Origin of the sequence: Lacticaseibacillus sharpeae JCM 1186 = DSM 20505 (genome assembly GCF_001436225.1) — a bacterium.
Lineage (GTDB): Bacteria > Bacillota > Bacilli > Lactobacillales > Lactobacillaceae > Lacticaseibacillus > Lacticaseibacillus sharpeae.
The window spans coordinates 65,351-89,893 of record NZ_AYYO01000011.1; the positions used below are offsets into that span (position 1 = coordinate 65,351).

Annotated in this window: 26 protein-coding genes; 18 read left to right on the top strand and 8 right to left on the bottom strand. The window is 53.8% G+C overall.

Annotated features, from left to right (window positions below; all coding sequences use genetic code 11):
• Positions 1-197: 197 nt before the first annotated feature.
• The 6 genes from cshA to FC18_RS03750 all read left to right on the top strand — a co-directional run bounded on the left by cshA (position 198) and on the right by FC18_RS03750 (position 5,432).
• Entirely contained in the window at positions 198-1,778 is a 1,581-nt protein-coding gene (gene cshA / locus FC18_RS03725) for a degradosome RNA helicase CshA (RefSeq protein ID WP_054677836.1), read from the top strand.
• Between the two features lie 279 nt (positions 1,779-2,057).
• Positions 2,058-2,405 carry a hypothetical protein gene (locus FC18_RS03730; RefSeq protein WP_054677838.1) on the top strand — a complete coding sequence of 116 codons (348 nt, stop codon included), beginning with the start codon at positions 2,058-2,060 and terminating at the stop codon, positions 2,403-2,405.
• A 147-nt stretch (positions 2,406-2,552) separates the two neighbouring features.
• Positions 2,553-3,434 carry a metal ABC transporter solute-binding protein, Zn/Mn family gene (locus FC18_RS03735; RefSeq protein WP_054677840.1) on the top strand — a complete coding sequence of 294 codons (882 nt, stop codon included), beginning with the start codon at positions 2,553-2,555 and terminating at the stop codon, positions 3,432-3,434.
• Positions 3,435-3,504: 70 nt separating this feature from the next.
• Entirely contained in the window at positions 3,505-3,960 is a 456-nt protein-coding gene (locus FC18_RS03740; RefSeq protein ID WP_054677841.1) for a MarR family winged helix-turn-helix transcriptional regulator, read from the top strand.
• Between the two features lie 43 nt (positions 3,961-4,003).
• Positions 4,004-4,654, top strand: a complete 651-nt coding sequence (locus FC18_RS03745; protein ID WP_056975480.1) for a metal ABC transporter ATP-binding protein — start codon at positions 4,004-4,006, stop codon at positions 4,652-4,654.
• Positions 4,647-5,432, top strand: a complete 786-nt coding sequence (locus tag FC18_RS03750; protein ID WP_054677843.1) for a metal ABC transporter permease — start codon at positions 4,647-4,649, stop codon at positions 5,430-5,432. Before FC18_RS03745 ends, FC18_RS03750 begins: the two co-directional genes overlap by 8 nt.
• A gap of 67 nt (positions 5,433-5,499) precedes the next feature.
• On the opposite strand, the gene FC18_RS03755 is transcribed toward FC18_RS03750, so the two are convergent.
• Positions 5,500-7,860 carry an HAD-IC family P-type ATPase gene (locus FC18_RS03755; protein ID WP_056975481.1) on the bottom strand — a complete coding sequence of 787 codons (2,361 nt, stop codon included), beginning with the start codon at positions 7,858-7,860 and terminating at the stop codon, positions 5,500-5,502.
• Between the two features lie 147 nt (positions 7,861-8,007).
• Between FC18_RS03755 and FC18_RS03760 the strand changes: the two genes are divergently transcribed.
• Together FC18_RS03760 and FC18_RS03765 are read left to right on the top strand one after the other, a co-directional pair.
• Positions 8,008-8,919 (top strand): proline iminopeptidase-family hydrolase, encoded by a 912-nt coding sequence (locus tag FC18_RS03760; protein WP_054677845.1) that lies wholly within the window; start codon positions 8,008-8,010, stop codon positions 8,917-8,919.
• A gap of 12 nt (positions 8,920-8,931) precedes the next feature.
• On the top strand, positions 8,932-9,447 hold the full coding sequence (locus FC18_RS03765) for a GNAT family N-acetyltransferase (protein WP_054677847.1): 516 nt from the start codon (positions 8,932-8,934) through the stop codon (positions 9,445-9,447).
• Positions 9,448-9,539: 92 nt separating this feature from the next.
• Here the strand turns inward: FC18_RS03765 and FC18_RS03770 are convergent, their stop codons facing one another.
• Complete coding sequence (locus FC18_RS03770; RefSeq protein WP_054677848.1) at positions 9,540-9,986, bottom strand: MarR family winged helix-turn-helix transcriptional regulator; 447 nt, start codon at positions 9,984-9,986, stop codon at positions 9,540-9,542.
• 131 nt (positions 9,987-10,117) lie between these two features.
• Between FC18_RS03770 and FC18_RS03775 the strand changes: the two genes are divergently transcribed.
• Both FC18_RS03775 and FC18_RS03780 read left to right on the top strand, forming a co-directional pair.
• Complete coding sequence (locus FC18_RS03775; protein WP_235804206.1) at positions 10,118-11,059, top strand: alpha/beta hydrolase; 942 nt, start codon at positions 10,118-10,120, stop codon at positions 11,057-11,059.
• Between the two features lie 292 nt (positions 11,060-11,351).
• Complete coding sequence (locus FC18_RS03780; RefSeq protein ID WP_056975482.1) at positions 11,352-12,215, top strand: DegV family protein; 864 nt, start codon at positions 11,352-11,354, stop codon at positions 12,213-12,215.
• A 53-nt stretch (positions 12,216-12,268) separates the two neighbouring features.
• On the opposite strand, the gene FC18_RS03785 is transcribed toward FC18_RS03780, so the two are convergent.
• On the bottom strand, positions 12,269-13,627 hold the full coding sequence (locus tag FC18_RS03785) for a hemolysin family protein (RefSeq protein WP_056975483.1): 1,359 nt from the start codon (positions 13,625-13,627) through the stop codon (positions 12,269-12,271).
• A gap of 202 nt (positions 13,628-13,829) precedes the next feature.
• Here FC18_RS03785 and FC18_RS03790 point away from each other — a divergent pair, with 202 nt between their 5' ends.
• Positions 13,830-14,450: a type 1 glutamine amidotransferase gene (locus FC18_RS03790; RefSeq protein ID WP_054677854.1), complete on the top strand. Its 621-nt coding sequence runs from the start codon at positions 13,830-13,832 to the stop codon at positions 14,448-14,450.
• A 42-nt stretch (positions 14,451-14,492) separates the two neighbouring features.
• On the opposite strand, the gene FC18_RS03795 is transcribed toward FC18_RS03790, so the two are convergent.
• From FC18_RS03795 to FC18_RS03810, 4 genes are all read right to left on the bottom strand, one after another.
• Positions 14,493-15,044 carry a class I SAM-dependent methyltransferase gene (locus FC18_RS03795; protein ID WP_054677856.1) on the bottom strand — a complete coding sequence of 184 codons (552 nt, stop codon included), beginning with the start codon at positions 15,042-15,044 and terminating at the stop codon, positions 14,493-14,495.
• A 12-nt stretch (positions 15,045-15,056) separates the two neighbouring features.
• Positions 15,057-15,422, bottom strand: coding sequence for a hypothetical protein (locus tag FC18_RS03800; RefSeq protein ID WP_056975484.1), 366 nt, complete (start codon positions 15,420-15,422; stop codon positions 15,057-15,059).
• A 21-nt stretch (positions 15,423-15,443) separates the two neighbouring features.
• Positions 15,444-16,235, bottom strand: a complete 792-nt coding sequence (locus FC18_RS03805) for a tyrosine-protein phosphatase (protein WP_054677858.1) — start codon at positions 16,233-16,235, stop codon at positions 15,444-15,446.
• 138 nt (positions 16,236-16,373) lie between these two features.
• Positions 16,374-16,757 (bottom strand): helix-turn-helix domain-containing protein, encoded by a 384-nt coding sequence (locus FC18_RS03810; protein ID WP_054677878.1) that lies wholly within the window; start codon positions 16,755-16,757, stop codon positions 16,374-16,376.
• Positions 16,758-17,081: 324 nt separating this feature from the next.
• Here FC18_RS03810 and FC18_RS03815 point away from each other — a divergent pair, with 324 nt between their 5' ends.
• From FC18_RS03815 to FC18_RS03835, 5 genes are all read left to right on the top strand, one after another.
• Positions 17,082-17,528 (top strand): universal stress protein, encoded by a 447-nt coding sequence (locus FC18_RS03815; RefSeq protein WP_056975485.1) that lies wholly within the window; start codon positions 17,082-17,084, stop codon positions 17,526-17,528.
• Positions 17,529-17,696: 168 nt separating this feature from the next.
• Entirely contained in the window at positions 17,697-18,260 is a 564-nt protein-coding gene (locus FC18_RS03820) for a DNA-3-methyladenine glycosylase I (protein WP_054677860.1), read from the top strand.
• Between the two features lie 92 nt (positions 18,261-18,352).
• Complete coding sequence (locus FC18_RS03825) at positions 18,353-18,847, top strand: hypothetical protein (protein ID WP_054677861.1); 495 nt, start codon at positions 18,353-18,355, stop codon at positions 18,845-18,847.
• A gap of 153 nt (positions 18,848-19,000) precedes the next feature.
• Positions 19,001-20,314 (top strand): thymidine phosphorylase, encoded by a 1,314-nt coding sequence (locus FC18_RS03830; protein ID WP_056975486.1) that lies wholly within the window; start codon positions 19,001-19,003, stop codon positions 20,312-20,314.
• Positions 20,315-21,253: 939 nt separating this feature from the next.
• The gene (locus FC18_RS03835) at positions 21,254-21,706 is read left to right on the top strand and encodes a universal stress protein (protein ID WP_054677863.1); all 453 of its coding nucleotides are present in this window, start codon (positions 21,254-21,256) and stop codon (positions 21,704-21,706) included.
• 48 nt (positions 21,707-21,754) lie between these two features.
• Here FC18_RS03835 and FC18_RS03840 read toward each other — a convergent pair whose 3' ends face one another.
• Entirely contained in the window at positions 21,755-22,336 is a 582-nt protein-coding gene (locus tag FC18_RS03840) for a TetR/AcrR family transcriptional regulator (RefSeq protein ID WP_054677865.1), read from the bottom strand.
• A 289-nt stretch (positions 22,337-22,625) separates the two neighbouring features.
• Between FC18_RS03840 and FC18_RS03845 the strand changes: the two genes are divergently transcribed.
• Positions 22,626-23,672, top strand: a complete 1,047-nt coding sequence (locus FC18_RS03845) for an AI-2E family transporter (RefSeq protein ID WP_054677867.1) — start codon at positions 22,626-22,628, stop codon at positions 23,670-23,672.
• Between the two features lie 65 nt (positions 23,673-23,737).
• Complete coding sequence (locus FC18_RS03850; protein WP_054677869.1) at positions 23,738-24,430, top strand: 2,3-diphosphoglycerate-dependent phosphoglycerate mutase; 693 nt, start codon at positions 23,738-23,740, stop codon at positions 24,428-24,430.
• The last annotated feature ends 113 nt before the right edge of the window (positions 24,431-24,543 follow it).

The following is a 24,543-nucleotide window of genomic DNA, read 5'->3' on the forward strand; positions in this document are numbered from 1 at the left end:
TGCAATATTTTCTTGGAAATGGTAAAGTAGTAAGAATGCTTTTTTCATAAGCATCATTTGAGCACTTTTCAAAGCAGTATTTTCAAATGTGTTTCCATCCTGTTTTGTGAGGTGCCGTTGTCGATACGGAACCATTGTGTTCTGAACACACGTGTGCGTTATTTTAGGCGATACGTGCACAAACAGGAGGAATCTTTTTGAAATTTGCTGAACTTGGTCTCGACCAGGAGTTGCTGAACGCCGTTGAACGTTCCGGTTTTGAAGAAGCAACGCCAATTCAGGCCCAGACCATTCCGCTCGTACTCAGCGGCAAGGATGTTATCGGTCAGGCCCAGACGGGTACCGGTAAGACTGCCGCATTCGGTTTGCCATTGCTCCAGAGCATTGACACCGAAGACCGTTCCATTCAGGCGCTGGTTATTTCCCCAACGCGTGAACTCGCTATTCAGACCCAGGAAGAACTCTACCGTCTTGGCCGCGACAAGCACGCCAAGGTCCAGGCTGTTTATGGTGGGGCCGACATTCGCCGTCAGATTCGCGGCTTGTCTGACCACCCCCAGATCCTGGTTGGGACTCCTGGTCGTCTGCTCGACCACATTAACCGCCACACCGTCAAGTTGGGCCAACTCAAAACCCTGGTGCTCGATGAAGCCGACGAAATGCTCGACATGGGCTTCGTTGAAGACATCGAAAGCATCGCGGCGCAGGCACCAGTTGACCGTCAGACCCTGCTCTTCTCCGCAACGATGCCTGGTCCAATCATGAACATCACCAAGAAGTTCATGCGCGAACCAATCACCGTGAAGATTAAGAGTAAGGAACTGACCGCTGACACCGTTGAACAGTTCTACGTTCGCGCTAAGGACTACGAGAAGTTCGACATCATGACCCGCATCTTTGACGTGCAGGCACCTGAATTGGCACTGATCTTCGGCCGCACGAAGCGTCGTGTCGACGAACTGACCAAGGGCCTCCAGGCACGTGGTTACAAGGCTGAAGGTATCCACGGGGACCTCACCCAGCAGAAGCGGATGCAGGTTCTGCGTCAGTTCAAGGCTGGGGAGCTCGACTTCCTCGTTGCGACCGACGTAGCTGCCCGTGGGCTGGACATTTCCGGTGTCACCCACGTATACAACTACGACATTCCGCAGGACCCAGACAGCTACGTCCACCGTATTGGGCGGACGGGCCGTGCCGGTAAGTCCGGTACGTCTGTCACTTTCGTTGCGCCTAACGAAATCGACTACCTGCACACCATTGAGGACCTCACCAAGAAGCGGATGCTGCCCCTCAAGCCACCAACGGAAGCTGAAGCCTTCAAGGGCCAGATGGCAACCGCACTGGCAACGGTTAAGGAACAGCTTGGTGCTGACGACCTCGACCGGTTCGCGGACGACGCGAAGGACCTGCTTGAAGAATACACGCCAGAACAGCTGGTGATGGCTTACCTGAAGGCCGTGGCCCCAGATGACGCATCTAGCGTACCCGTTAAGATTACGCCAGAACGTCCTCTGCCTAGTCACCGTGGTCGCGGCGGCTACCGCGGTGGTAACCGGAACGGCGGTCGTGGCGGTTACCGTGGCGGCAACCGGAGCAACTCTGACCGTGGTGGTTACCGCGGCCGCAGCAACTCCGATCGCGGCAATGACCGTAATCGCGACGGCAAGCGTCGTTTTGACGACCGAGACCACCGTGGCGGCCGGGACTCCCGTGATGGGGGCAAGGGCGGCTACCGTGGCGGTAACAAGCGCGAATACTCCCGCAACAAGAAGGACTAATAACGCGTAGGCAAAAGGCCCGTGCACATTCACGTTGTGCACGGGCCTTTTGTGTACCTAACCGTAATTTTTGGGCCAGCAAATCTTGGCAGCACGCCAAAATACATTAGCTTTTAGTCATTTACGCATTATTTTTTCTGAAACTTACTATGCAAAGTGGACGGGATTAGCTAAACTGTTAAGTAGTGTTTTTCGTGCTGCGGCGTGGCCCAGCGGATGATTGCCGGATGGCGGCAATCAATAACGAAACTGAATTAAGTGAAAGACGAGGATTTATACATGGAAATCGATAACAACCAGCTCGTGCAGCGGTACATGAAGCTCCAGAGCGCTAACCGCCCCTACTTCTTGGCCGTGAAGGAATACATCGACCTGCAGATTGGCAAGTTGTACAAGCACCTGGAAACGAGCTTCCAGGACACCGTGACGCTGTCAATCATGGACGCCGTGGAATACGCTGAAGGTAAGGGCCAGAAGCTGCCCCTCAACTGCAACGCAACCCTGGCAACCCAGAACTACATCTTCAAGTGCCTGGACAACCTGGGGATTCTCGTCGAAGGGAACCACGCTGCCCGTGATATCATCATCGGCAAGCTGAACTTCGAAAACCGCGCCCGTTACATCTAATAAATCGACGAATTGACCACTTCTCCTGGAGTGGTCTTTTTTGTTCCTTTTGATTGCAAATTGAAGGTTGACAAAAAGTAAGTCCCGGATTATTCTTAACTGGTTAATTAACCGGTTAACTAAATAAAATTAACGGGAGAAAATATTTTGAAGAAGAAAACTTGGATTGGCCTGGCAGCGGGTTTGGTGTTAGTCGGGTTAGCCATTGGTTGTGGCTGGCACCAGCAGCAGAGTCGTAAACAGGCACGACCACAGATTGTCGCAAGTCTCGATTTTTACGGTGAAATCACCCAGGCGGTCGCTGGTAATGATGCAGATGTGACCACAATTATTCACAGTACGAGGATTGATCCCCATGATTATGAACCAACTGCGAGCGTGGCCCGCAAGTTCAGTGAGGCTGACCTCGTGGTGAATAATGGTGCCGGCTATGATACTTGGAGCACGCGATTCGCACATCAGGTCAAGGTGCCCATGATAACGGTCGCTAAGTTGCTTAACTACCGCACCGGGGCCAACGAGCATCTGTGGTTTCGGCCAGACATGGCACGCAAACTGACAGATGCGTTGGTGCACAAGTTGAGCGCCCTGGATTCTAAACATCGGCACGCGTATGAGCGACGCGGTCAAGAATATTTACAGAAGCTGCAATCATTAACTAGTCTGCAGCACCTGGCGCGCACCAAGTTACGCGGAGTTCATTACCTGACAACCGAACCAGTTTACGACAACACGTTAACTAGGTTGGGGGCGCAGTCACAACTGCCGGATTTCGCGAACGCGGTTGAGGAAGAAACCGACCCGCGCGCCAGTGATATTAAGACATGGCACAAGTTGATCCGCAAGCGGCAGGTGGCCTTTGTGATTAATAATCCGCAGAACAGCAGTAAAACCGTGGAGCAAGCCATCGCGGATGCTAAGAAGTACCACGTGCCGGTGATCAACGTGACTGAAACTAAACCCGCGCACACGACGTACATTGCCTGGCAAAAGGCACTGCTGCGGGAAGTGATGCGGACGCTTAATTGATTAGGATGCATGCGCAGAGCTGTCTTTCAGTTATAATGAGATTATCAATTACTGAAGCGAGGACAGTGCGATGGATAACCAGTACACGAATCAATTAGCAACATTCATCAATGATATTCGGGGGATGCTCCCGGAGAATTCCCGTGAATTGTTACTTGGTGGTAGCGGTAGTCAGTTAACCGGTACGCAGGGCCATGTGCTGATGCTACTGGCAGATACGCCCGCAATGACCAATGGTGAACTGGCGAAAGCGCTGAGTGTGTCGCAGGCGGCCGTGACGAAGGCAATGCGCGGTTTAAGCACGGCTGACCCTGCATTAGCCGTGGCAACGGTGGATGCCCGTGACGCGCGCGTGAAGGCTTGGTCGCTGACCGATGCTGGCCAATCGTATGCGGCCGCACACCGGCAGCGTCACGCTGAAACGGCAGCGGCGTATGCAGAGATTCTGGATGAATTCAGCGAGTCGGAACAGGCAACAATCAGTCGTTTCCTGACGGTTTTACTGAAACGACTGCAGGAAGAATAGTGCACCGCAGGACCTAACTGCGGTGCGCGGTTAGGATAATGTGATGCGAAATATATTAACGGTGAGCGGCGTTGGCATCCGCATGGGTGAACGCCTGCTCTATTCTGGTGTGGATTTGACCTTGCACCAGGGTGAAACACTGGCATTAACTGGTGAGAACGGGGTGGGTAAAACCACACTTGTGCGGGCCATCATGGGCCAGTTGACGCCCACTTATGGGCAAATCATCTGGCCGGCGGGAATGCCTGTAATCAGCTACGTGCCGCAGTACCGCGCCGAGGCGGATGCCTTTGGCCTGCGGATTAGGGATTTCGTCGCGCTCAGTTTTGACCACGGCCTTTTGCCCTGGCTGCGCCAAGTGGAACGTGACCGATTGGCCGCAGTGCTCAGGCGAACGGGTTTGACCAAAATTGGCAATCGCCGCATTGATACCGCTTCTGGTGGTGAGCGGCAACGCGCATACTTGGCTCAAGCGTTGTTGCGCAACCCACAGTTACTCATTTTGGACGAAGCCACGGCGAACTTGGACACACACGCGAAGTTCCAATTGATGGATCTGGTGCAAGAGGAGCAAAAGCGTAGTCAGTTAAGCGTGCTGATGGTGAGCCACGACCCAGAGATTGTTAAGCAGTATGCCGACGTGACGGTTCATCTAGCTCCGGACGCCAAGCGAATGGAGGCGGATCATGTTTAGCTTTCCGTTCATGCAAAACGCGTTTGTCGTTGGCACATTAATCGCAATTGTGAGTGGTGCACTTGGCGTGTTCGTGGTTGCACGGCAAATGGCGTTCTTAACGCACGTGCTGGGGGAAATCGGGTTTGCTGGTGCAGCGTTTGGCCTGTTCATGTCGTGGTCGCCGCTAGTTGGGATGGCACTGTTCACAACCGCAGCTGCCACCATGGTGGGTCAGCTCGGGGCCAAACAGCGCCACGCCGACGCTGTGATTGCGACCGTCAGCTCCGTCGCAATCGGTCTAGGTGTGGCGTTTCTCGCGCTGGCGCACAAGAATGCGAGTGCCGCCACCAGCATTCTTTTCGGTTCCATCTTCAGCATTGACCACGAAAATGTCTTGCAGGTGTGCGGGCTGTCCGTCATCGTTTTGGCGCTGCTCGTTCTGATATTCCGGCCACTACGCCATTACGCCTTTGATTTTGCGACCGCCCAATATACCATCAAACATGTTGATCTCCTCGGAATTGTGTTCTTGGTGTTAATGGCTTTAACCGTGGCCGTTTCCGCTCAGATTGTGGGCTCGCTACTCATCTTCATCCTGATGACCATCCCGGCGAGCGCGGCCCTGCGGTGGGGTGGCAGCCCGCAAGCGATGGTTGGTCGATCCGTGTTCTTTGCGCTTCTTGGCGTATGGTCTGCGCTGGTGCTCGCATACGTGACCGATATGCCGGTGAGCTTCTTCATCGCGATGATTGAAGCGGGCATCTATCTGGTGACACTGGCGTTAACGCGGGCATAAAAAAATGGGGCGTATGACATGCAATGGTTGCATGTCATACGCCCCATTTATATTTGGACTGAATTCGTTAATGCCGCCAGTTGATTTTGGCCAAAATCCGCCGACCGAGGAACTCTTGCAGCGCCAGGTAAACCGGCACGGTCGAAGCGGCCAACGGCGCGTAGATGAGAAACAGGTGCCAGTCCCAGAGGTTACTCAGGGAGAACAGCGGGTTGACCACGAAGAAGACGCCAAACAGTGCCAGGCCGACGATGACGACCATGGCGAACTTGTAGCGGTTAAATGGTCGGGATACACGAAACAGCACGTTGTACGAGACACAGCCAATCAGCAGCGCGACGATGGTGCCGGTCTGGGCGAACGGAATGTGCCAGAGTGATTCAAGCCAAGTGAGTCCCAGGGTGTAGATGACAATCGCCAGCGCGGCCGGGGCGGCAAAGGTCATGACTTTCTGCAGGAACTGGCCGGTGACGCGGGCGAAGTTCGGTTCGAGCGTCAGGAAGAATGACGGAATCGCTACGGCTGCTGCGGAGACGGGGGTCAGGTAGATGGGCACGATGGGGTAGTCCATGTTGAGGAAAATGAAGATTGCCGCCAGTGCCGCGGAGTACATCGTCTTGATCAGGTAGAGGGAGGCGACGGATTCGATGTTGTTGATGACCCGCCGGCCTTCGTTCAATACGCCGGTCATCGCGTCGAAGTTGGAGTCGAGGAGGACAAAATCCGCGATGGCACTCGCCGCGTCGGAGCCGCTGGCCATAGCGATGGCGCAGTCTGCCTGGCGCATGGCGAGTACGTCGTTGACCCCATCCCCGGTCATGGCAACGGTGTGGCCGTTGTCCTGGTGAGCGGCAATCAGCGCACGCTTTTGCTGGGGTGTGACGCGGCCGAAGACGGTGTAGTTCGCCATCAGCTGGTGGAAATCGGCATCGTCAGGGATGGTTGCCATGTTCACGTACTTGTCGGCGCCCGCAATCTGTGCCTGTTTGGCCACGTTGGCCACGGTGACGGGATTGTCCCCCGAGATGACTTTGAGGGACACGTCCTGCTTGGCAAAAAAACCAAGGGTATCAATCGCGGTTGGGCGCAATTCGTCGGCGATGGTGATGATACCGACTGGTTCCGGCGCGGTTAACGGGGTAGTTAGGGCGCGGGCCTTGCCGACCACTAGTACCCGCAGCCCACTGGCGGCCGCTTGGTGGATGGTGGTTTGCATGTCCTGAGGTAGACCGTCCGGGAAGGTGAATTCTGGTGCGCCGATGAAGTAGTTGTTGCCGTCACTGAAGCTGGCCCCCGACCACTTACGCGCGGAGCTAAACGGCACTGTGGCCGTGACTGTAGCGAATGTCGGTTGGTTAATCTTACTTTTGATGGCCAGTGCCGTTTCGTTATCGTCATTAAGTGCATATACGACCGCCGCCGCAATTTGTTCGACGTCGTGTTGCTGGTACTTGCCGGTACTTTGAATCTGATTAACCGAGAGCTTGCCGCTGGTAATCGTCCCGGTTTTGTCCAGACAAATGGTGTCTACACGGGCGAGGGCTTCGATCGCGGTCAGGGAGCGCACCAGCACGCGTTTGCGGCCCAGGTTCAGGCTCGAAACGGCCAAAGCGACGTTCGTGAGCAGTACCAGCCCTTCCGGAATCATGCCAATCATGGCGGCGCTGGTGGTTAAGATGGCGCGGTTGTAATCCCCACGGCGGAAGAAGGAGACGGCAAAGAGGGCGACACCGAGGGGGATGAGCACCCAGGTCAGAATCTGGATGATACGGTTGATGGTGGCCAGTAGCTGGCTGGTACCAACCTTTTCAGCCTTGGCTTCAAGTGCGAGTTTGGCGGCGAAGGTTTCCTGGCCGACGCGGGTTACCACCATCTCGGTGTGGCCGGCAACGACAAAGCTCCCGGAAAGTAGCTTGTCGCCCGGAACCTTACTGATGGCGTTGGGCTCGCCGGTGAGCGGGCTCTCGTCGATTTCGACGTGGCTTGTGCCAATCACCGTGCCGTCGACCACAAGCTGGTCGCCGCGGCGCAGAAGCAGCACGTCACCGTCAACGATTTGGTCTTGCGGAATCATTTGTTCCTGACCGTTGCGGCGCACGCGGGCTTGGGCTTGGTTCAGGATGGTCAAGGAATCCAATTGCTTTTTCGCCCGGATTTCCTGGAACGTCCCGATGGCAGTGTTCACAATCGCCACGCCGAGGAAGAGTAAGTTGGTGTAACTGCCGGTGGTGAAAATCAGGGCGCCAAGGATGACGTTGACCAAGTTGAAGAGGGTGAACGTGTTGCTGGCGATGATTTGGCTGACGGACCGGGTTAATGGCGATAACGTCGTGTTGACCTGACCCGCCTGAATTTTCTGGTTCACTTCCGCACTAGTTAATCCTGAGCTTGTAGTCAATTCCTCACGCCCTTTCTGCGCTGCTTGTATATTATTATTGTACTGGTTTGGCGGGGGAAAAGGGACACGAGACGGAGATTTAGACGAAATCTTAAGTGGTGGTTGTCACGACTTAAGTCTTGTTCAGCCGCAGACGGTGCGCGATAATGTTCACAATACATACTTGGAGGGAATACTATGCCAAAAACAAATCCACAGGGGACACGCTTTGTCACCTTGAGTAACGGTTATCACCTTTGGACCCAGACGAACGGGACGGGTGATATTCAATTGCTCACGCTACATGGCGGACCTGGGGGGACCAACGAAGTGTTCGAGAACTTCGGTGCGCGCCTGGCTAAATACGGCGTCCAGGTGAGCCGTTACGATCAGCTCGGTTCGTGGTTCTCTGACCAACCAGACTTCACGGACCCCGAAAACCGCAAGAAGTTCCTGAACATCGATTATTACCTGGATGAAGTGGAGGAAGTGCGCAAACAGCTCGGTCTCGACAACTTCTTCCTTCTCGGGCAGTCGTGGGGCGGGGTGCTCGCCATCGAGTACGCGCTCAAATACGGGCAGCACCTGCGCGGCCTGATTCTGAGCTCGATGATTGACAACCTTGACGAGTATATTGTGAACATCAACGCAATCCGTGAGCAAATGTTCAGTGCGGACGAGGTGGCGTACATGCAGCAGTGTGAAGCAGATCACAACTTCAACGACCCACATTACGTTGCGCTTGTGGCCCAGCTGGGTGAGAATTACCTGCACCACCAAAGCGACCCGCAGCCACGGCACTTGATTAGTACCATGGGCACGCCCGTTTATAACTACTTCCAGGGGGACAACGAATTCGTGATGGTCGGTGCGCTGAAGGACTGGGATCGACGTGGCGACCTGCAGCAGATTACCGTGCCCACGTACCTGACGTTCGGCGGCCACGAAACGATGCCGCTCACGGCCGCCCGGCGGATGGCGGCCGAATTGCCGAACAGCCGGTTGCACATCACCCCAGATGCGGGGCACGGGCAGATGCTCGATAATCCGGACGATTACTTCGCGGGTCTCGGCGACTTCTTGACGGATGTCACCACAGGCAAGATATAGTGGGGGTTATTGATGACAAAAATATTTGTGCGTAAAGCCACAGTTGCTGATATTCCGGCCATTATGCAGGTGATTGCAGACGCGAAAGCCTTCCTGGCCGGGCAGAACATTGATCAGTGGCAGGGCGCCTACCCGAACACGGCGGCGGTACAAAAAGACGTCGCGGCGGGGACAGGACGCGTGCTGTGCGTTGATGGCGTTGTTAGCGGCATTGCCAGTCTCATTCCGGGGCCGGACCCATTTTACGGGTTTATTGAGGGCGCGGGCTGGTCAACCAACCGCGACTATTTCGCCATCCACCGGTTTGCAATCGGGAATAATGGCCGCGGTCAGCACCTCAGCCGGCCGTTCATGACGGCTTTACTCAGTGAGCTATACAGCCGCGGCGTTCGCGATGTGCGGGTTGACACCCATCCGGACAACAAGATTATGCAGCACGTGGTTACGAGCAACGGCTTTGTTCACGTCGGGACGGTCTACCTCGACGAACCGGTGCCGGAACGCTTGGCCTACGAATATATTTTTTAACCGCAAATAGTAAAAACCCCTAACTGTGCAGCTGCACGGCTAGGGGTTTTACTTCAGCTTACTTGTTGATGTTATAATTTAGCCAGTCTGAACTAGCCACGTTTTTCTGGTTCCAAATAATCTTGATCAATGGTCGCAAGTAGCGCCCGCAGTTCGTCCACTTTGTCCGGACCAATTGTCTCGACGAAGCGGTTGAACTTCGCGTTGACCGTCTGCGTGATTTCGCGTTCAGTGGTCTTGCCGGCCGGCGTCAATTTGAGCACGTGGCGGCGGCGGTCTGCTTCAGCGGTGGTTTGGCTAATGTAATCCAGGTTGCGCAGGGTGCGCAGCTGCCGTGCAATCGCGGGCTTGGTGACACCGCGTAGGCGCACGATGTCGGTGAGGTTGCTGACACGCTCGTTAGCGATGTCACGCAGAATTTGGTATTGCTCGAAGGATACTTGGTATTGGGCCATGGATGCCTGCAGAGTCAAGTTGAGGTCCTTCATAGTCTTGAAGTACACGTCGATGAATTCAGTCATCAGCTTGTTGGTTTCCATTTCGTAAGGCCTCCCATTTTGTAAATCGAACATTATGCTTTTAATTGTACAATAGCTGGCGGCAAAAATCTGTAATTCGGCGGCGAGTTGTACAAATAAATTAATTATTGAGCAAGTGAGGTAAAGTTATTTTGAAATTATGGTTGCATAAGCACCGGGCGTTTATTCGCGTGCTTACCATCTTGGTGGTAATTATTGGCGGTGCATATGTTGGTGCATGTGAGTATTTCTACCGCGTCGCCTTCATTCCTAGTCAAAAGAGTTTTTTGAGTACCAAACAGAGTGCCAGCAAGAAATCTGCCATTAAGTGGTTAGCTGAAGTTCCCCACAGCGTGTGGCACGAAACCGCGGTGGGCAAACCGAGCTGGCAGCTGAACGCGTGGTATGTGCCCGCGGCCAAGCAGACAAGCAAGACCATCGTGGTTGCGCACGGCTACATGAATACGCACAAGGATATGGCTGAATACATCCGGATGTTTCACGACGCGGGGTACAACGTGCTGGCGCCGGATGATCGCGGCCACGGTAGCTCAGACGGAACTTACGTTGGCTACGGCTGGGCGGACCGGCTTGATTACCGTAAGTGGCTGCGGCGCGTCGTGCGGGTGAACGGTCAGCAAAGCGACATTGGCCTGTTCGGCGTCTCCATGGGCGGGGCGACGGTGATGTATCTGTCAGGGATGAACTTACCCAAGCAGGTCCACGCCATCGTTGAGGACTGCGGCTACACCAGCGTGGATGCGGAAATTTCGTACCAGGCCGGCTCGATGTACAACCTGCCGCGCTGGCCACTGGTGCCCGGTACTTTGACCATGGCGCACCTGCACACCCGAATCGACTACGCGGCGGCGAACGCCGTAAGCGCGTTGCACCGTAACCAGTTGCCCACGTTCTTCATTCACGGGGCTAAGGACAAGTTCGTGCCGACCACGATGGTGCACCAGAACTACGCGGCCAGTCGCGGACCAAAGCAGCTGTGGGTTGTCCCGGGCGCGGGCCACGCACAAAGCTACGGCAAGCACACGGCGGAATACACCAAGCGTGTCACCAAGTTCTTTGCTAAGCACCTGTAGTTCTTGTCCGCGTGCACCTTTAGTGTACGTGGGCAGCGAATGCAGCACGCCATGGTACAATTCATCGCAACCAATTCATAATGTTTGACCAAAAAATTGAACGAACATCCCCAGAAATTGCGTAAATTGGGCAATCTCTGGGGATGTTTTTACGTTCCCGCCCAATTGACTTTTAGTATACGTAATCGCCTTTCCCACTTTTTGTGCACTTGGGTAGGTGACAGCTGCAACCTTGTGGCGGACGCGCCAGACACATACAATTGCGCTAAAGACTTTGCATTGGAGGCAAGCAATGAAAACCGCAATCGTTACTGACAGTTCCGCATACTTAAGCCCAGAAGAAGCCCGCGCAATGAATATCACGGTGGTCCCACTGACCGTGATTTTTGGGCAGCAGGAGTACTTTGAGAATGAGACCATCAGCAGCGCCGATTTTTACACCCGGATGGCGACGGAAGATGCGCTACCGACGACGGCGCAGGCACCGCTTGCCCGCTTGGATCAGGAGTATCGGCGCCTTGCTGCGGCCGGTTATGACCAGGTGCTCTCGATTCACCTGAGCGCGGCCCTCAGCGGGATGGTGGACAGCCTGCGCGGTTTTGTCGCCGACTACAAGCCAATCGACGTGGTGGTCGTTGACTCGCAGTCCATCTCCGCGGGGCTGGGGTACCAGGTGAAGTTAGCGGCCAGGCTGCTCGATGCCGGACTGCAGGTGGCCGAGATTCTGCCGATTTTGGCGCGCTTCAACCAGCAGGTCTCTGTTTGGTTCGTGGTGGCAGACCTCAAGCACTTACTGCGGACGGGCCGGATTAGTGGCTCCATGGCGTTCCTCGGTAATCTGCTCGCCATCAAGCCCGTTTTGAGCCTGGTAGAAGGCAAGATTATCCCGGTGGGGAAGGAACGAACAGCACGGCGGGCATACGCGAAGATTGGTGTGAACGTCCTGACGGCGGCGGAGAAAATTGAGCTGCCGGTGCGGTTTGACGTTATCGATGCCAACAACCCCGAAGCGGTGGCGGCCCTGCAGAACCAGATCAAGAAGGTGCTGCCCGAATGTCCCATTGACCGCGGCACAATTGGTCCGGCGGTGGGTGTACACACTGGGGAAGGCGTCGTGGGTGCGTTCATCGCGCCGGATTGGCAATCATTCATCTGAATTCACGGGATACAAAAAGGAGCAGAATCGCATTGATTCTGCTCCTTTTGGGTTTATTCTTCTTCGTCGGGGTCGGGCAGTTCTGGGCCGACGGTGACGTTGAACCAATCAACGAAACCGCGTTCCACAACGTCTGCTTCGAACTTGAACCGGCCGAGTTGCACCGTGTCGCCGTGCTTCAGGTCGGGGTGGTCTTCGAGAATGGCCCCACCAACCGTGATGATGTCGGCGTCATCGAAGTCCTCCCAGTCAGTGTGGAAGTAGCGTTCGAAATCGTACAGGGTGGTTTTACCACTGACGCGGAAAATTGTTTTATCCGCAGTGGTGATGATGTATTCATCGGAAACATCATCGATTTCATCCTTGACGGTCCCGAAGAGTTCTTCGTAGATGTCCTTGTCCGTGACAATCCCAGAAGTCCCACCGTATTCGTCAGAGACCACAACCATTGGTGCTTGGCTCTTGATCATCTGCTGCAAAATGGCGTGGATTGGCGTGCTTTCGGGCACCGTGACGATGGAGCGGATAATCTTGGAAATTCGAATCGTGTCGTCGACTTGGGACTGACGCACGAGGTCGTATACGTAGACGTAACCGAGAATCTTGTCCTTATCACCGTTAGCCACAACGGGGAAGCGGCTGTAACCTTCTTCCAGGTACAGTCGCAGGACGTCCTTGACGGTGGAAGTGATGTCGACCACTTCCAGGCGGGTTCGGTCAACCATGACGTCGCGGGCTGTTTTGTCGTTGAGGTCGAAGGCGCGTTCCATGTAAACCACGTCGTTTTCTTCCATATCCCCAGTTGTGACCGCGGTCTTACTCAGGTTCAGGATTTCTGCCTGCGAGAAGGCTTCGTTGCCTTCCTCGGCGGGCTTGATGCCAAACAGGCGCAAGAACGCGGTGGATGAGGTGTTCAGGAACCAGACGAACGGGAAGAACAAGATGTGGAAGTAATGCAGCGGGGTGACGACGAACATCATGACCTGCAGTGAATAGTCAATGGCGATGTTCTTCGGCACGATTTCGGTTAGGACCACTTCCAGGTAAGTCAGAACGAAAATCCCGAGGGCAGCCCCAACGATGTGGAGCCCGCCGCCTGGCAGCTGCAAGTGGACGAATCCGAGCAGGCCGACCAGTAAGAATTCAACGACTTCTTCCCCAATCCACCCGACAATCAAGCCCGCAAGTGTGACCCCGATTTGGGTGGTGGAGAGATATTCATTTAGGTTGTGCACCATTTTGAGGGCAAGCTTGACCTTGCCCCGCTTCCGGCCAGAAGAGGTGTCTAACAGTTCCTCGAGCGCGCTTGGGCGACTTTGCACCAGCGCGAACTCACTCGCCACGAAGAACGCAGCGAACAGGAAGGTAACGACCATCACCAAGAGACTAGAGGCGACTTGGCCACTATCCATAGTTTTTATTCCCCATTTCAATGTAAAAGATTGCCCCTAGTTTATCATGCACACACTGACAATACAATTAGCACTCCCGAAAGGATACTGGGCAAATGCAGGGTTGTCGCCGCAAGCGGTGGTCAACCGGAACTGAATGTGTGGTATGCTGGAGCGGATAAGTAACACATGGACGCCAAATAATTGGCAAAGGACGGAACAGATGATTATTGATGTAATGCAACACGACGCGCGGGTGGGGCTTGGCAGTATCGCCGACTGGGCAGCGGCAAACGATGTTGAGCTGCGCGTGCACCGCCTGGATGAAGGCGAAGATATTCGGGCGCTGAACCCCGCGGACATGGACGGGCTACTCGTTTTGGGCGGGTTTAACAGTGTGAACGACGATGAAACCTGGTTAGCGGCTGAACGGATCATTATCCGCAGCCTGGACAAGCTGGGCCGGCCCGTGTTCGGAATTTGCCTGGGCGCCCAGCAGATTGTGCGGGCATTCGGCGCGCCGGTGTTTAAAAAGGACCGTGACTTTGGGTTCGGGCAGGTAACAGATATCACTGCCGGCACGCAGTTCACCGCGATGAACTGGCACAGCGACTACATGAGTGAACTACCAGGGGCCACCCAGTTGTACACGAGCACCAAAACGCCAAATCAGGGTTTCAAGTACCACGCGCACATCATGGGGCTGCAGTTCCACCTGGAAGTTACGCCGGCGATGGTACAGGACTGGGCCGAATTGGCGCAGGTCAGCGTAGACGACAGCGACGTGGACTACGCTGCCATGCACGGCCGGCTGGCGGAACTACTCACGGCAACATTTTTATAGCGGTAATGCAAAAGGATGTATCGGCCAGCGATACATCCTTTTTTAGTCGCGATATAGTCGGCGCCGGTGCATGATGAGGACCACGTTGCCGCCTGGAAGCTGTGTTGCGGTGTTGGTGTGCCAACTGCCGGGTTCCTGGTCAGTCACCTGCACGGCCTCGCGCAAAACGCCTAGGGCTTCAGGCGTGCCGCTGATGGCAAGCGTGCCGTGACCGTGGCGGAGTAAGCGCGGAATGGTGGCGAGGTGCAATGCGTCTTCCTTGGACACGTTTGCCGCCACGATGATGTCGAAGTGTCCGCCGATGCTGCCCCAAAACGCGCTGGGCAGGAGCCGGTAACGTAAGCGCGCCGAACCGGCTTGATTGCGGGCGGCGCTAATTAAGTCTTTGTCCGCATCCACACCGGTCGCGCCAATGGCCCCTTTGGCCAGCACTTGCCGGCACAACCACCCGTTCGCGCAGTTGAGCACGAGGATGTTCTTGCCGAAGACATCCGGAAGTAGGTGACTAAGCGCCTGCCAGTCAGGCGTCGAGCCTTCCCCCTTGGCGTGGCGCATGTCGGCGCCGCTCATCGCCGGGTAACTACTATTTTGCATTGCTTTGGCCCCCTAATCGACGAAGAGGAGCTGGTATTCCCGGGTATCCAGGTTCAGGTTAACGCTGACGTGGCGGTTCAAGTCAGTCACCAGGTCGCGGGCCGCTTCCATTTTTGCTTCGAAGTTGTAAAAACGGTTTTGGGCCGCAAAAACGGAGAAATCGTAATTCTCCGCAATGAAGGCTGCGTCGGCCACGAACTTCAGGTTGTTCTGGTCGTGCCGGCTGCCTGGCTTCAGGACGGAATCAATGTAGTGGTAGAGTTCCGTGGGCGTGAAGTGCAGAGGCTGGTTCAACTGCGTGCGGATATTGAATTCAGGGGCATCGTCAACCATCACTTGATTGATGGTGACCTGGGTTAGTGCTTGGTAGAGCTTCATTGGACAAGTCTCCCTTCGAGATTATTCGGCGAGGTATAGCTGCTTGAGGTCAGCTACCTGGTTAGCAGAGAGCTGCAGTGCCTGTTCCAGGTACCGGTGCATGCTGCCGTAGTGGGCACTGATGGTGCTGAGGGCGCTGTCGAGGTAGTCCTCCTTGACGGTCCAGAGGTCCCGGATGCTTTGCTGCGTGTTCTGGTTACCACCGTTTGCGCGGATGGCGTCGAGTTGCTGGTGGAGTGGATATTGGATGAATTCGTTCGTGGTGATGTAGTCACTGCGAATGATTTGCGGATCAACGTCCAGGGCAGACAATAGGTACACAGCGCCCATGCCGGTGCGGTCCTTACCGGCAGAACAGTGGAACAGCAGCGAGGACTTATCCCCATCGTTACTGAGGAGCAGGTCAAAGAACTGCCGGTACGACTTTTGCGCATCCGGCAGTAATACCATTTCGGCGTAGGTCCGAATCATGTTCTTGTAGCCGCCGCGCGCGTCCTTAGCGAATTCGCGCTGCTCTTCTTCCCACGTCTTGGTGACTTTGGTTTCGTCAACGGGGAAGACGGGGAGGAAGTGGTAGCTGGCCCCAACTGGTACGCGGTCTGGTGCTTCCTTTTGTTCATCCGGGGAGCGGAAGTCGACGTCGTACTTGACACCGTAGTCGGTTAAGAACTGGACGTCACGGTCGGACAGCAGGTCGAGTTTGCCTGAACGAATCAAGCGGTGGCTTTTGATGCGCTGACCATCTTGGTTCGTGTAACCGCCCAGGTCGCGAAAGTTAAATCCGTGGTGAATGTTTAGTAACGTCGGTGCCAAGTTTTCTGCCTCACTTATAAATTTATTTACTTCAATCATAGCACACGGCAACCGTGCATTGTGCATGTTTAGTAAAAGCCCCAAAAACGCATTCACTGTTTGTGAGTGCGCTTCTGGGGCTTTGCAGTTCTGATTAAATTATTCAGTTTTAGCAAGCAGGATGCCGGAAATGAATGCGGCGAAGAGGTGCTTGTCTGCTTCGGAAACCAGCTTACCGTTGTAGCTCAGTTCGGTGCCGGGTGCGATGATGTCTTCAACGCGAATGGCATCTGCCGCAACGTTTTCTTCAGGTGCGGTCTTAGGTGCGTACTTGTCTGGGTATGCCAGAGCCAGCAGTTCCTGAGGTTCCATGTCGTAGTATTCAGCTAACTTGCGCACGGAGCGTTCGCTAGGGATGTTCTGTTCGTTTTCCCACTTGGTGAAGCTAGCGGGTGAGGTGTGGGTTGCCTTTGCAACTTCAACGATTGACTCGCCGCGGTTCTTCCGAATGCGACGAAGTGCTGAACCAATTGTGTTTTCCATATTCATGATACACCACATTTCCTATATTTTTGTTTATCTATAATGTAACCACTTGCTGCTCAAAATGCAAATAATAATGGCAGAAAATTGTTAAATCTTGGAACTTTTTTATTAAAACATTGATACAACCGTGTCTATCCAGTGATGGTAAGGCGTTCAATCAGTTACACACATGACAATCTGCCCTGTTTTTACGTCACGGGTACCGCTTACACTTGTTTTTTTGCGCTGAGGGACGTATTCTTAAATAAACAGGGTAGCGGTAAGCATTTTGGCTCGTAGCCGTCAGCCCGTTTAATACAGATGTAAGGGAGTTGACCTGGTATGGACCAAGAATACGAACGCTTGTTAGTCCCAGTTGATGGATCGGAAGAGGCTGAATTGGCCTTCAAGAAAGCCATCAAGGTGGCAATTGCAAACCACGCGCGCATCGACATTCTGAACGTGCTCGACACGAAGCAGTTTATCGGTAGTTATGGGGGCATGATTTCTGGAGATGCGATTTACCAGTTGACCCAGGACTCTCAAGAATACCTCGAACGCTTGCAGAAGGAAGCTGAAGATGCAGGCGTCAGCGATGTTGCGATTCACGTACGTTTCGGGAACCCGAAGAACGTGATTGCAACCGATTTTCCACACGAATACCACACCGATTTGATTATGATCGGTTCAACCGGGCTCAATGCGGTTGAACGCTTGCTGGTCGGTAGTGTGACGGAATACGTTAACCGGACTGCTCCTTGCGACGTGCTCATCGTGAAGACTAAGTAGTGGCCACGAATGCACCACTGACGTCTAAGCACCAGTGAATCTGCGGATTTGCTGGTGTTTTTATTTGCGGCCAAATTTTGCCAAAATATTTTCGGGGCATTGTGCACTAATCTGCGTAATCTATTAATGATGGCTGTTGCTGCCAAGTTGCATCAGGAGGATGATTTGATGAATGACTTACTTCCCGGAACCACGGCGGATTTCTGGGCGAATCAGAACCAGGAACTACGCGATTACTACCTATACGACTGGGGTGTGCCCAAGCATAGCGACCAGCAGATTTTTGAGCTGCTCGTGCTGGAGGTGTTCTCCTCGGGTCTGAACTGGCTGATGATGCTGCACAAGCGGGCTAATTTCGCTCGCGCCTTCGCCAACTACGACCTGCACGTGATTGCAGCCATGGGGGATGCTGATTTTGACCGCCTGATGCACGATGCGTCGATTGTGCGCAACCGGATGAAAATCGCGGCGACAATCGCCAATGCCAAGGCTGTGCTCCAGATAAAGCGCGAGTATGGCTCCTTTGCCGCTTACGTCTGGTCGTTCACGGACGGCGAACAAATCGTCAACCGGCCGACTGCGGCGGGGCAGACGCCGACCCAGACGGAACTATCCAAGCGGGTGGCCAAGGACCTCAAGCGTCATGGGTGCCAGTTCGTCGGCCCCGTCATCACCTACAACTTCTTGCAGGCAGTTGGCGTGATTGACGACCACATTGTGCCCGCAAGCTAGGATTCCACCTGGATTGTTCTGTGTGGTACAATGATTAGCGATAATACATGGACAGAGGCCGATGAGCGCATCGGCGCATGCAGGAGGTAAACATGGACGAATTCAGTGTTAGCACGCTGGCCGACTGGTTTGAAGAACACACCAGTGCCTTGCTTGAGAAGAAGGAAGTACTGGACCTGAACAAGGTGTACGCTGCGGTTGATTACCTGGGCGTGCTCAAGAACCCGGCAGCTTCGTACCCCGAAATGGGTCAGGAAACCTACCTGCGTTCCGAATCCGACAAGAAGCTCAGTCTCCTGGACGAGAAGTCCCGGCTTGGCGATTTGACTGACCGGATTATGGTTAACCACGTGGACGGTTCAGTTTCTGGTGACGAAATCAATTTCAAGTACAACCACGACACACCATTTACAGATGGGCAGTACCACGCACGTAAGGACCTCGAAATCATGAAGTTCGGGCTCGAAGTTATTGGTGCGGTTAGTGCTACCGGCCACGCCGACACCGTGCGCGACTCACTTTCGAGTGACGCGGTGGTCAGCTTGATTCTGGCCGCAAACGCCCTGCACGCATGGCAGGTTAAGTAAGTAAACTCGGGAATCGTCCGCATTTTGGTGCGGACGATTTTTTTACGCAAAATCCTTTGATGATGGCAATGTAAGCTGTTACAATTAAGCTATTATTAATTGATTTGCGTAGTTTTAGGTTTGGCAGTTGTGAATTTGAAGGAGGACGAGCATATGCGGATGGTGGATTTGATTGCCAAGAAGCGTGATGGGGGCCAGTTAACTAAGGACGAGATTAACTGGATGATTGGTGAGTACGTTGCCGAACGGATTCCGAGTTACCAGATGAGTGCCTTGCTCATGGCGATTTACTTCAACGGCATGGCAGATGACGAAATGGCGGCACTAGCGGATTCCATGCTGCATTCCGGGGATGTCCTGGACCTGTCCGCTATCCCGGGGATTAAGATCGACAAGCACAGTACGGGGGGCATTGGCGATAAAATTAGCCTGATTTTGTCACCAGTGATGGGCGCCCTCGGCGTGGATGTGCCGATGATCAGTGGTCGCGGTTTGGGCTTTACTGGCGGCACACTCGACAAGCTCGAGGCCATTCCGGGCTTTAACGTTAACATGTCCACGGAAGACTTCATTAAGCAGGTCCAGGAGCACCATATCGCCATCATTTCGGCTAGCGGTGAGGTGGCACCGGCAGACCGGAAGCTGTACGCGTTGCGCGACGTGACCGCGACGGTTGAGTCGATTCCGCTGATTGCCAGTTCGATTATGAGCAAGAAAATCAGCTCGGGAATCAACGCACTGGTGCTGGACGTGAAGACCGGCTCGGGTGCGTTCATGCAAAAGCGGGCGGATGCAGAAGCCTTGGCCAAGGCCCTAGTTGCGATTGGCACGGCCCACAACGTTGCCACCAAGGCGCTCATCACCGACATGAGCCAGCCACTTGGGGTGACGATTGGGAACAGCCTGGAAGTCGCCGAAACCATCGCGGTTTTGAATGGGCGCGGGCCTAAGGATGTCCGCGATTTGACCGTGATTTTGGCCAGCCACATGCTCGTCATGGCGGGCAAGACGGACGACATTCAGGCCGCGGCCAGCTTGGCGGGTGATGTGCTGCGTGATGGCCGGGCTAAGCGGGCGTTCAAACAGCTCATTGCGGATCAAGGCGGGGATGCGACGGTGGTCGACAATCCGCAAAAGCTGCCGCAAGCCGAGTACCGCATTCACGTTCAGGCGACCACAAGCGGCTACGTGCAGGCTATCGACGCCAAGGCGCTGGGCTTAGTCAGCATGCAACTTGGCGGTGGCCGTAAGCAGGCCGGTGATGCCCTTGATCTGGCGGTGGGATTGGTGCTGCACAAGAAGGTGGGCACGCCGGTCGCTGCCGGCGACACGCTCGTGACTGTCCACAGCAGCACGGCCGAGATTGGTCAGCTGACTGCGGATATCCAGCACGCGTTCACGATTGGCGCAGATGAACCCGAACAAACGCCGCTCGTGCTGGACGTTATCGAACCAGTAAGTAAATAGCTACCAAATGCCAACTACTGTGATCTGGTAGTTGGTATTTTTTTGCCCGAATTCCCGAAAGTTATTAAGAAATTTTTATGAGGGTTGCCAGGTGTAGGAATCCGTGTTATGCTTTAGTCAAGGTAAAGGAAGCGCTACCAGCGTAATGGCGGCGGGTCCTCTCAACCGCATCTGCAGACATTCCGGAGTGGCTACAGATGTTATTCACCGGTGATAGTTGTTGGAAGTTGCAGTCAGGCATATAAGTACCACAGTTTGTTACAGAGTACAGTTGAATAGTTTGATTAAAGGTACAAGTTACAAAAGCACCGTAATACCGACAGAGTTCACAGCAGTAAGTTTCACGTGAGTAGGCAAGATTACGATGTGTGGTCAATGAGTAAGGTAATTCCAAAGGCCGTTTTCCAAGCATCATTAGCAAAGGTAACAAGTAGGTTGAGAATGGCCGGTAAAGCGTATCGAAGGACACAGACCAGAATCACTAGAAGGGATTTGGTTCCGATGCCACAAGATAAATTGTTCAGTCACTGAACACGCTTGAAAGGAGCAGATTGCCGTTAAGTTAACGAGTAAATCCCTCCATGCACCACGGGGGGCGCAGAATCGCTCCGTAGTGAAGTAGCCAATTTCTAGGACTAAACCCAATGGTAGTCAAACATGACCGTGTAATACGGTATGGTGTCACAATCGGAGTTTAGAAACACTACAGTTGAATAGATGATTGTAAGAGGTGTAAGCATTAAGCAACTCAAGATAGTGCCAGCCAAAACGCAAGCAACTTTACCTTAGGATTCGGGAATTGAGAGGCCCGAATCCTTTTTTGATGCCAACGTAAAATGGGCGCGTGTTACAATGAGACTAGCGCTGGTGCAAATGGTTGCGCCAGATTGATTGAACCGAACGGAGCAAGCTTAATTGCGCCATTCATGGAGGAGTATTATGGCTACTGAAGAAGAGTTCGAAGTTGAAACAATGCATTTCCGCCGTCTGCTGCTGGCAGTCGACGACGATGACGATGAATCCAGTCACCGGGCATTCAACTACGCTTGCACAATTGCGAAGATGTACAACATTCCCCTTGGCATTGTGTCGATTCTGGAAACCGGTGACCTAAACATTTACCAGTCCCTGTCACCAGACATCCTGAGCAACCGCCGCAGTCAGATTGCAGCACACCTCAACACGTACGTCGAGAAGGCGCAGGCGTTCGGCGTGCAAGATGCCGAGCCAATCATCGGCGAGGGCAAGCCGGCGCGCGTGATTAACGAAGAGATTGTGCCGTCGTTCAAGCCGGACCTGATCATCATCGGCTCCCACAGCAAGCACCACTTGGGTAGTGTTGCCGCTGAACTGACCCGGTATGCACGGGTATCAGTGATTGCGGTTCGTTAGGCAAATGAAAAAGCCAGTTGCGCGTCATTGCGTAACTGGCTTTTTGCGTTATTTGCGGGAGTTGATTTCCACGTTCGAAATATTCGTGGGTGCCTGGGCCACCAGGTGGTTGGTCACGGAGACTAGAACTGGAATCGGGGTACGGAAATCGTCTTTGATCCACTGCACCGTGATGGCGTACAGGCCAGCGGTGACGAAGCGTTTCCAGTATTCCGCGTACGCCCCGGTGAACCAAGGCCGGCGCACGTTCTCGGTGAAGAAGGTGCCGACCGTTTCGACGAAGCAGTCGAAGAGTACCTGGTCGCCGCCAGCACTAATTGCGAGCACGAACTTGTCGCCGTCATCCTTGATGGATTGGAAATAGACGGGGGTGATGTTCTCGGCAATCAGCGGTTCGATATCGCCGAGCATGGTGATGACCCGGTTCAATTCGGTGGTGAAGTAGTCATTGAGGACGTCAGTTTTTGATTTGTAGTTACGGTAAAAGCCCATTCGTGAAATGCCGGACCGTTCAGAAATCGCACTAATGGTGATTTCGTCGAGTGGACGGTCGGCCATGAGGAGGAATAATGCTTCCTGGATGCAGGCCCGACTAAAGGCCTGCTGCTCACGAGTGTATTCGGTTGCCATGGCACGATTACTCCTTCCTGTGTGGGGGTGGTGCGCGGTTTTCGCTTAACGATGAAGTCATTATAACATGCAATTTGGTTAATAGTGATGAACACCGTCGAAAAAGGCGGAATGTGGTCGTGATTAAATAACGTGTGTTTGCGCAGCACGACGGAGGTGACAGCTGGGTAATACGTTACAAGTTGACCAGAAATTTGCGGGCGAGTGTATTACAATGAAATTTATGGAAGACCAAGCAGTTGGTCACGTGCCGTCCCGGGGAGCGGGCGGCGCTAGGGGAGAAATGTTTATGTCGTTATATGACCGAATTATTAGTAATGTGCGGCCGCGGCGCTTCATGGTGCTGGGGATTCTTGCGCTAGTCCTGTGGCTTGCACGCAGCATGATGAGTACCATCTTGTTCACCTTCATCTTCACGTTCCTAATCATTCGGTTAGTGCGGTGGATTCAAAAGCTGATCCCGATTCGTCCGACCGCGGTGGTGGTGCCGCTCTACATCTTAATCATTGCGGGACTGTATTCCGTGGTGACGCAGTATGTGCCCGAAATCGCCAAGCAGAGCATCACATTGTTTAACACCGTGGCGGATTTCTATAACAGCTCGGCGTTCGACCATAACGAGGCGATGCAGTGGGCCTTGCAGCAGCTCAACGACCTAAATCTGAACGAGCAGCTTAAACTGGGCGTGGCGACCATCGTGCAGTATGTCACCAGCGTTGGGGGCATGGTGGTGAACGTGCTCCTCGCGCTGATTCTCAGTTTCTTCTATACGATTGAGCTCGACAGCATGAATCGGTTCGGCCATAACTTCCTGAATTCAGCGTTCGGCTGGTTCTTCCAGGACATCAAGTATTTCGCCGACAAATTCATCAATACGTTCGGGATTGTCATCGAGGCCCAAATCCTGATTGCTGCGGTCAATACGGTCATCACGGTCATCACCTTAATCTTCATGAAGATGCCGAACATCCCGAGCTTGGGGGTCATGGTGTTCTTGCTGTCGCTTGTGCCCGTTGCCGGCGCCATCATTTCCGTAGTACCGCTGTCTGTGATTTCGTACACGGTCGGCGGCTGGCAGGATGTGGTGACGATTATCATCATGATTATCATCATCCACATGCTCGAAGCCTACGTTCTGAACCCGAAGTTCATGAGCAGCCGGACAAAATTACCGATTTTCTTCACCTTTGTCGTTTTGCTGGTGGCCGAGCATATGTGGGGCACGTGGGGCCTCATCGTTGGCCTGCCGGTGTTTACATTCCTGCTCGATATCCTGGACGTGAAGAAAATTCCCGCACCAACAATAAAACGTAGGGTGCACAAACAGGATGTATAGTGTAAAATGAAAAGGATAAAGCGCCGGGCAACCGGTGTTACAAAAAAAGCGAGGTAATTTCCAACATGGCAAAATTGGTTCTGATTCGTCACGGTCAGTCCGAATGGAACTTGGAAAACAAGTTCACCGGCTGGCACGATGTTAACCTTTCCGAACAGGGTGTTCAGGAAGCAAAGACTGCAGGTAAGAAGCTCAAGGAAGCTGGCATTCTCTTCGACCAGGCTTACACGAGTGTTCTGACCCGTGCTATCAAGACTCTGCACTACGCTCTGGAAGAAGCTGACCAGCTTTGGATCCCAGAAACCAAGACCTGGCGTCTTAACGAACGTCACTACGGTGCACTCCAGGGTCTGAACAAGGCTGAAACTGCTGAAAAGTACGGCGACGAACAGGTTCACATCTGGCGTCGTTCATACGACACCCTGCCACCACTTCTGGACCCATCTGACCCAGAATCTGCTGCACAGGACCGTCGTTACGCAGACCTTGACCCACGGATTGTTCCTGGTGGTGAAAACTTGAAGGTCACCCTCGAACGTGTTATCCCATTCTGGGAAGACGAAGTTGCGCCTAAGCTCCTTGATGGCAAGAACGTCATCATCGCTGCCCACGGTAACTCCCTCCGTGCCCTGACCAAGTACATCGAAAACATTTCTGACGCCGACATCATGGACGTTGAAATGGCTACCGGTGAACCAGTTGTCTACACCTTCGACGACAAGCTGAAGGTTACGGACAAGACCAAGCTCGGCAAGTAATTCATTACCTGCTAAGTAAACTAGCACCTACCCAAGCAATTGGGTGGGTGCTTTTTTTGGCTCTTCGTCAAGTAGAGTTGATAGAACTTTTTGAAAGCACTTGGACCTTAATT

Coding starts and splice junctions, on each gene's coding strand:
- FC18_RS03790 (WP_054677854.1), top strand. CDS start 13,830: ATGATTATTGATGTAATGCAACACGACGCGCGGGTGGGGCTTGGCAGT.
- FC18_RS03815 (WP_056975485.1), top strand. CDS start 17,082: ATGGACCAAGAATACGAACGCTTGTTAGTCCCAGTTGATGGATCGGAA.
- FC18_RS03845 (WP_054677867.1), top strand. CDS start 22,626: ATGTCGTTATATGACCGAATTATTAGTAATGTGCGGCCGCGGCGCTTC.
- FC18_RS03800 (WP_056975484.1), bottom strand. CDS start 15,422: ATGAAGCTCTACCAAGCACTAACCCAGGTCACCATCAATCAAGTGATG.
- FC18_RS03795 (WP_054677856.1), bottom strand. CDS start 15,044: ATGCAAAATAGTAGTTACCCGGCGATGAGCGGCGCCGACATGCGCCAC.
- FC18_RS03730 (WP_054677838.1), top strand. CDS start 2,058: ATGGAAATCGATAACAACCAGCTCGTGCAGCGGTACATGAAGCTCCAG.
- FC18_RS03780 (WP_056975482.1), top strand. CDS start 11,352: ATGAAAACCGCAATCGTTACTGACAGTTCCGCATACTTAAGCCCAGAA.
- FC18_RS03760 (WP_054677845.1), top strand. CDS start 8,008: ATGCCAAAAACAAATCCACAGGGGACACGCTTTGTCACCTTGAGTAAC.
- FC18_RS03740 (WP_054677841.1), top strand. CDS start 3,505: ATGGATAACCAGTACACGAATCAATTAGCAACATTCATCAATGATATT.
- FC18_RS03820 (WP_054677860.1), top strand. CDS start 17,697: ATGAATGACTTACTTCCCGGAACCACGGCGGATTTCTGGGCGAATCAG.
- FC18_RS03850 (WP_054677869.1), top strand. CDS start 23,738: ATGGCAAAATTGGTTCTGATTCGTCACGGTCAGTCCGAATGGAACTTG.
- FC18_RS03825 (WP_054677861.1), top strand. CDS start 18,353: ATGGACGAATTCAGTGTTAGCACGCTGGCCGACTGGTTTGAAGAACAC.
- FC18_RS03830 (WP_056975486.1), top strand. CDS start 19,001: ATGCGGATGGTGGATTTGATTGCCAAGAAGCGTGATGGGGGCCAGTTA.
- FC18_RS03810 (WP_054677878.1), bottom strand. CDS start 16,757: ATGGAAAACACAATTGGTTCAGCACTTCGTCGCATTCGGAAGAACCGC.
- FC18_RS03765 (WP_054677847.1), top strand. CDS start 8,932: ATGACAAAAATATTTGTGCGTAAAGCCACAGTTGCTGATATTCCGGCC.
- FC18_RS03750 (WP_054677843.1), top strand. CDS start 4,647: ATGTTTAGCTTTCCGTTCATGCAAAACGCGTTTGTCGTTGGCACATTA.
- FC18_RS03745 (WP_056975480.1), top strand. CDS start 4,004: ATGCGAAATATATTAACGGTGAGCGGCGTTGGCATCCGCATGGGTGAA.
- FC18_RS03835 (WP_054677863.1), top strand. CDS start 21,254: ATGGCTACTGAAGAAGAGTTCGAAGTTGAAACAATGCATTTCCGCCGT.
- FC18_RS03785 (WP_056975483.1), bottom strand. CDS start 13,627: ATGGATAGTGGCCAAGTCGCCTCTAGTCTCTTGGTGATGGTCGTTACC.
- FC18_RS03770 (WP_054677848.1), bottom strand. CDS start 9,986: ATGGAAACCAACAAGCTGATGACTGAATTCATCGACGTGTACTTCAAG.
- FC18_RS03840 (WP_054677865.1), bottom strand. CDS start 22,336: ATGGCAACCGAATACACTCGTGAGCAGCAGGCCTTTAGTCGGGCCTGC.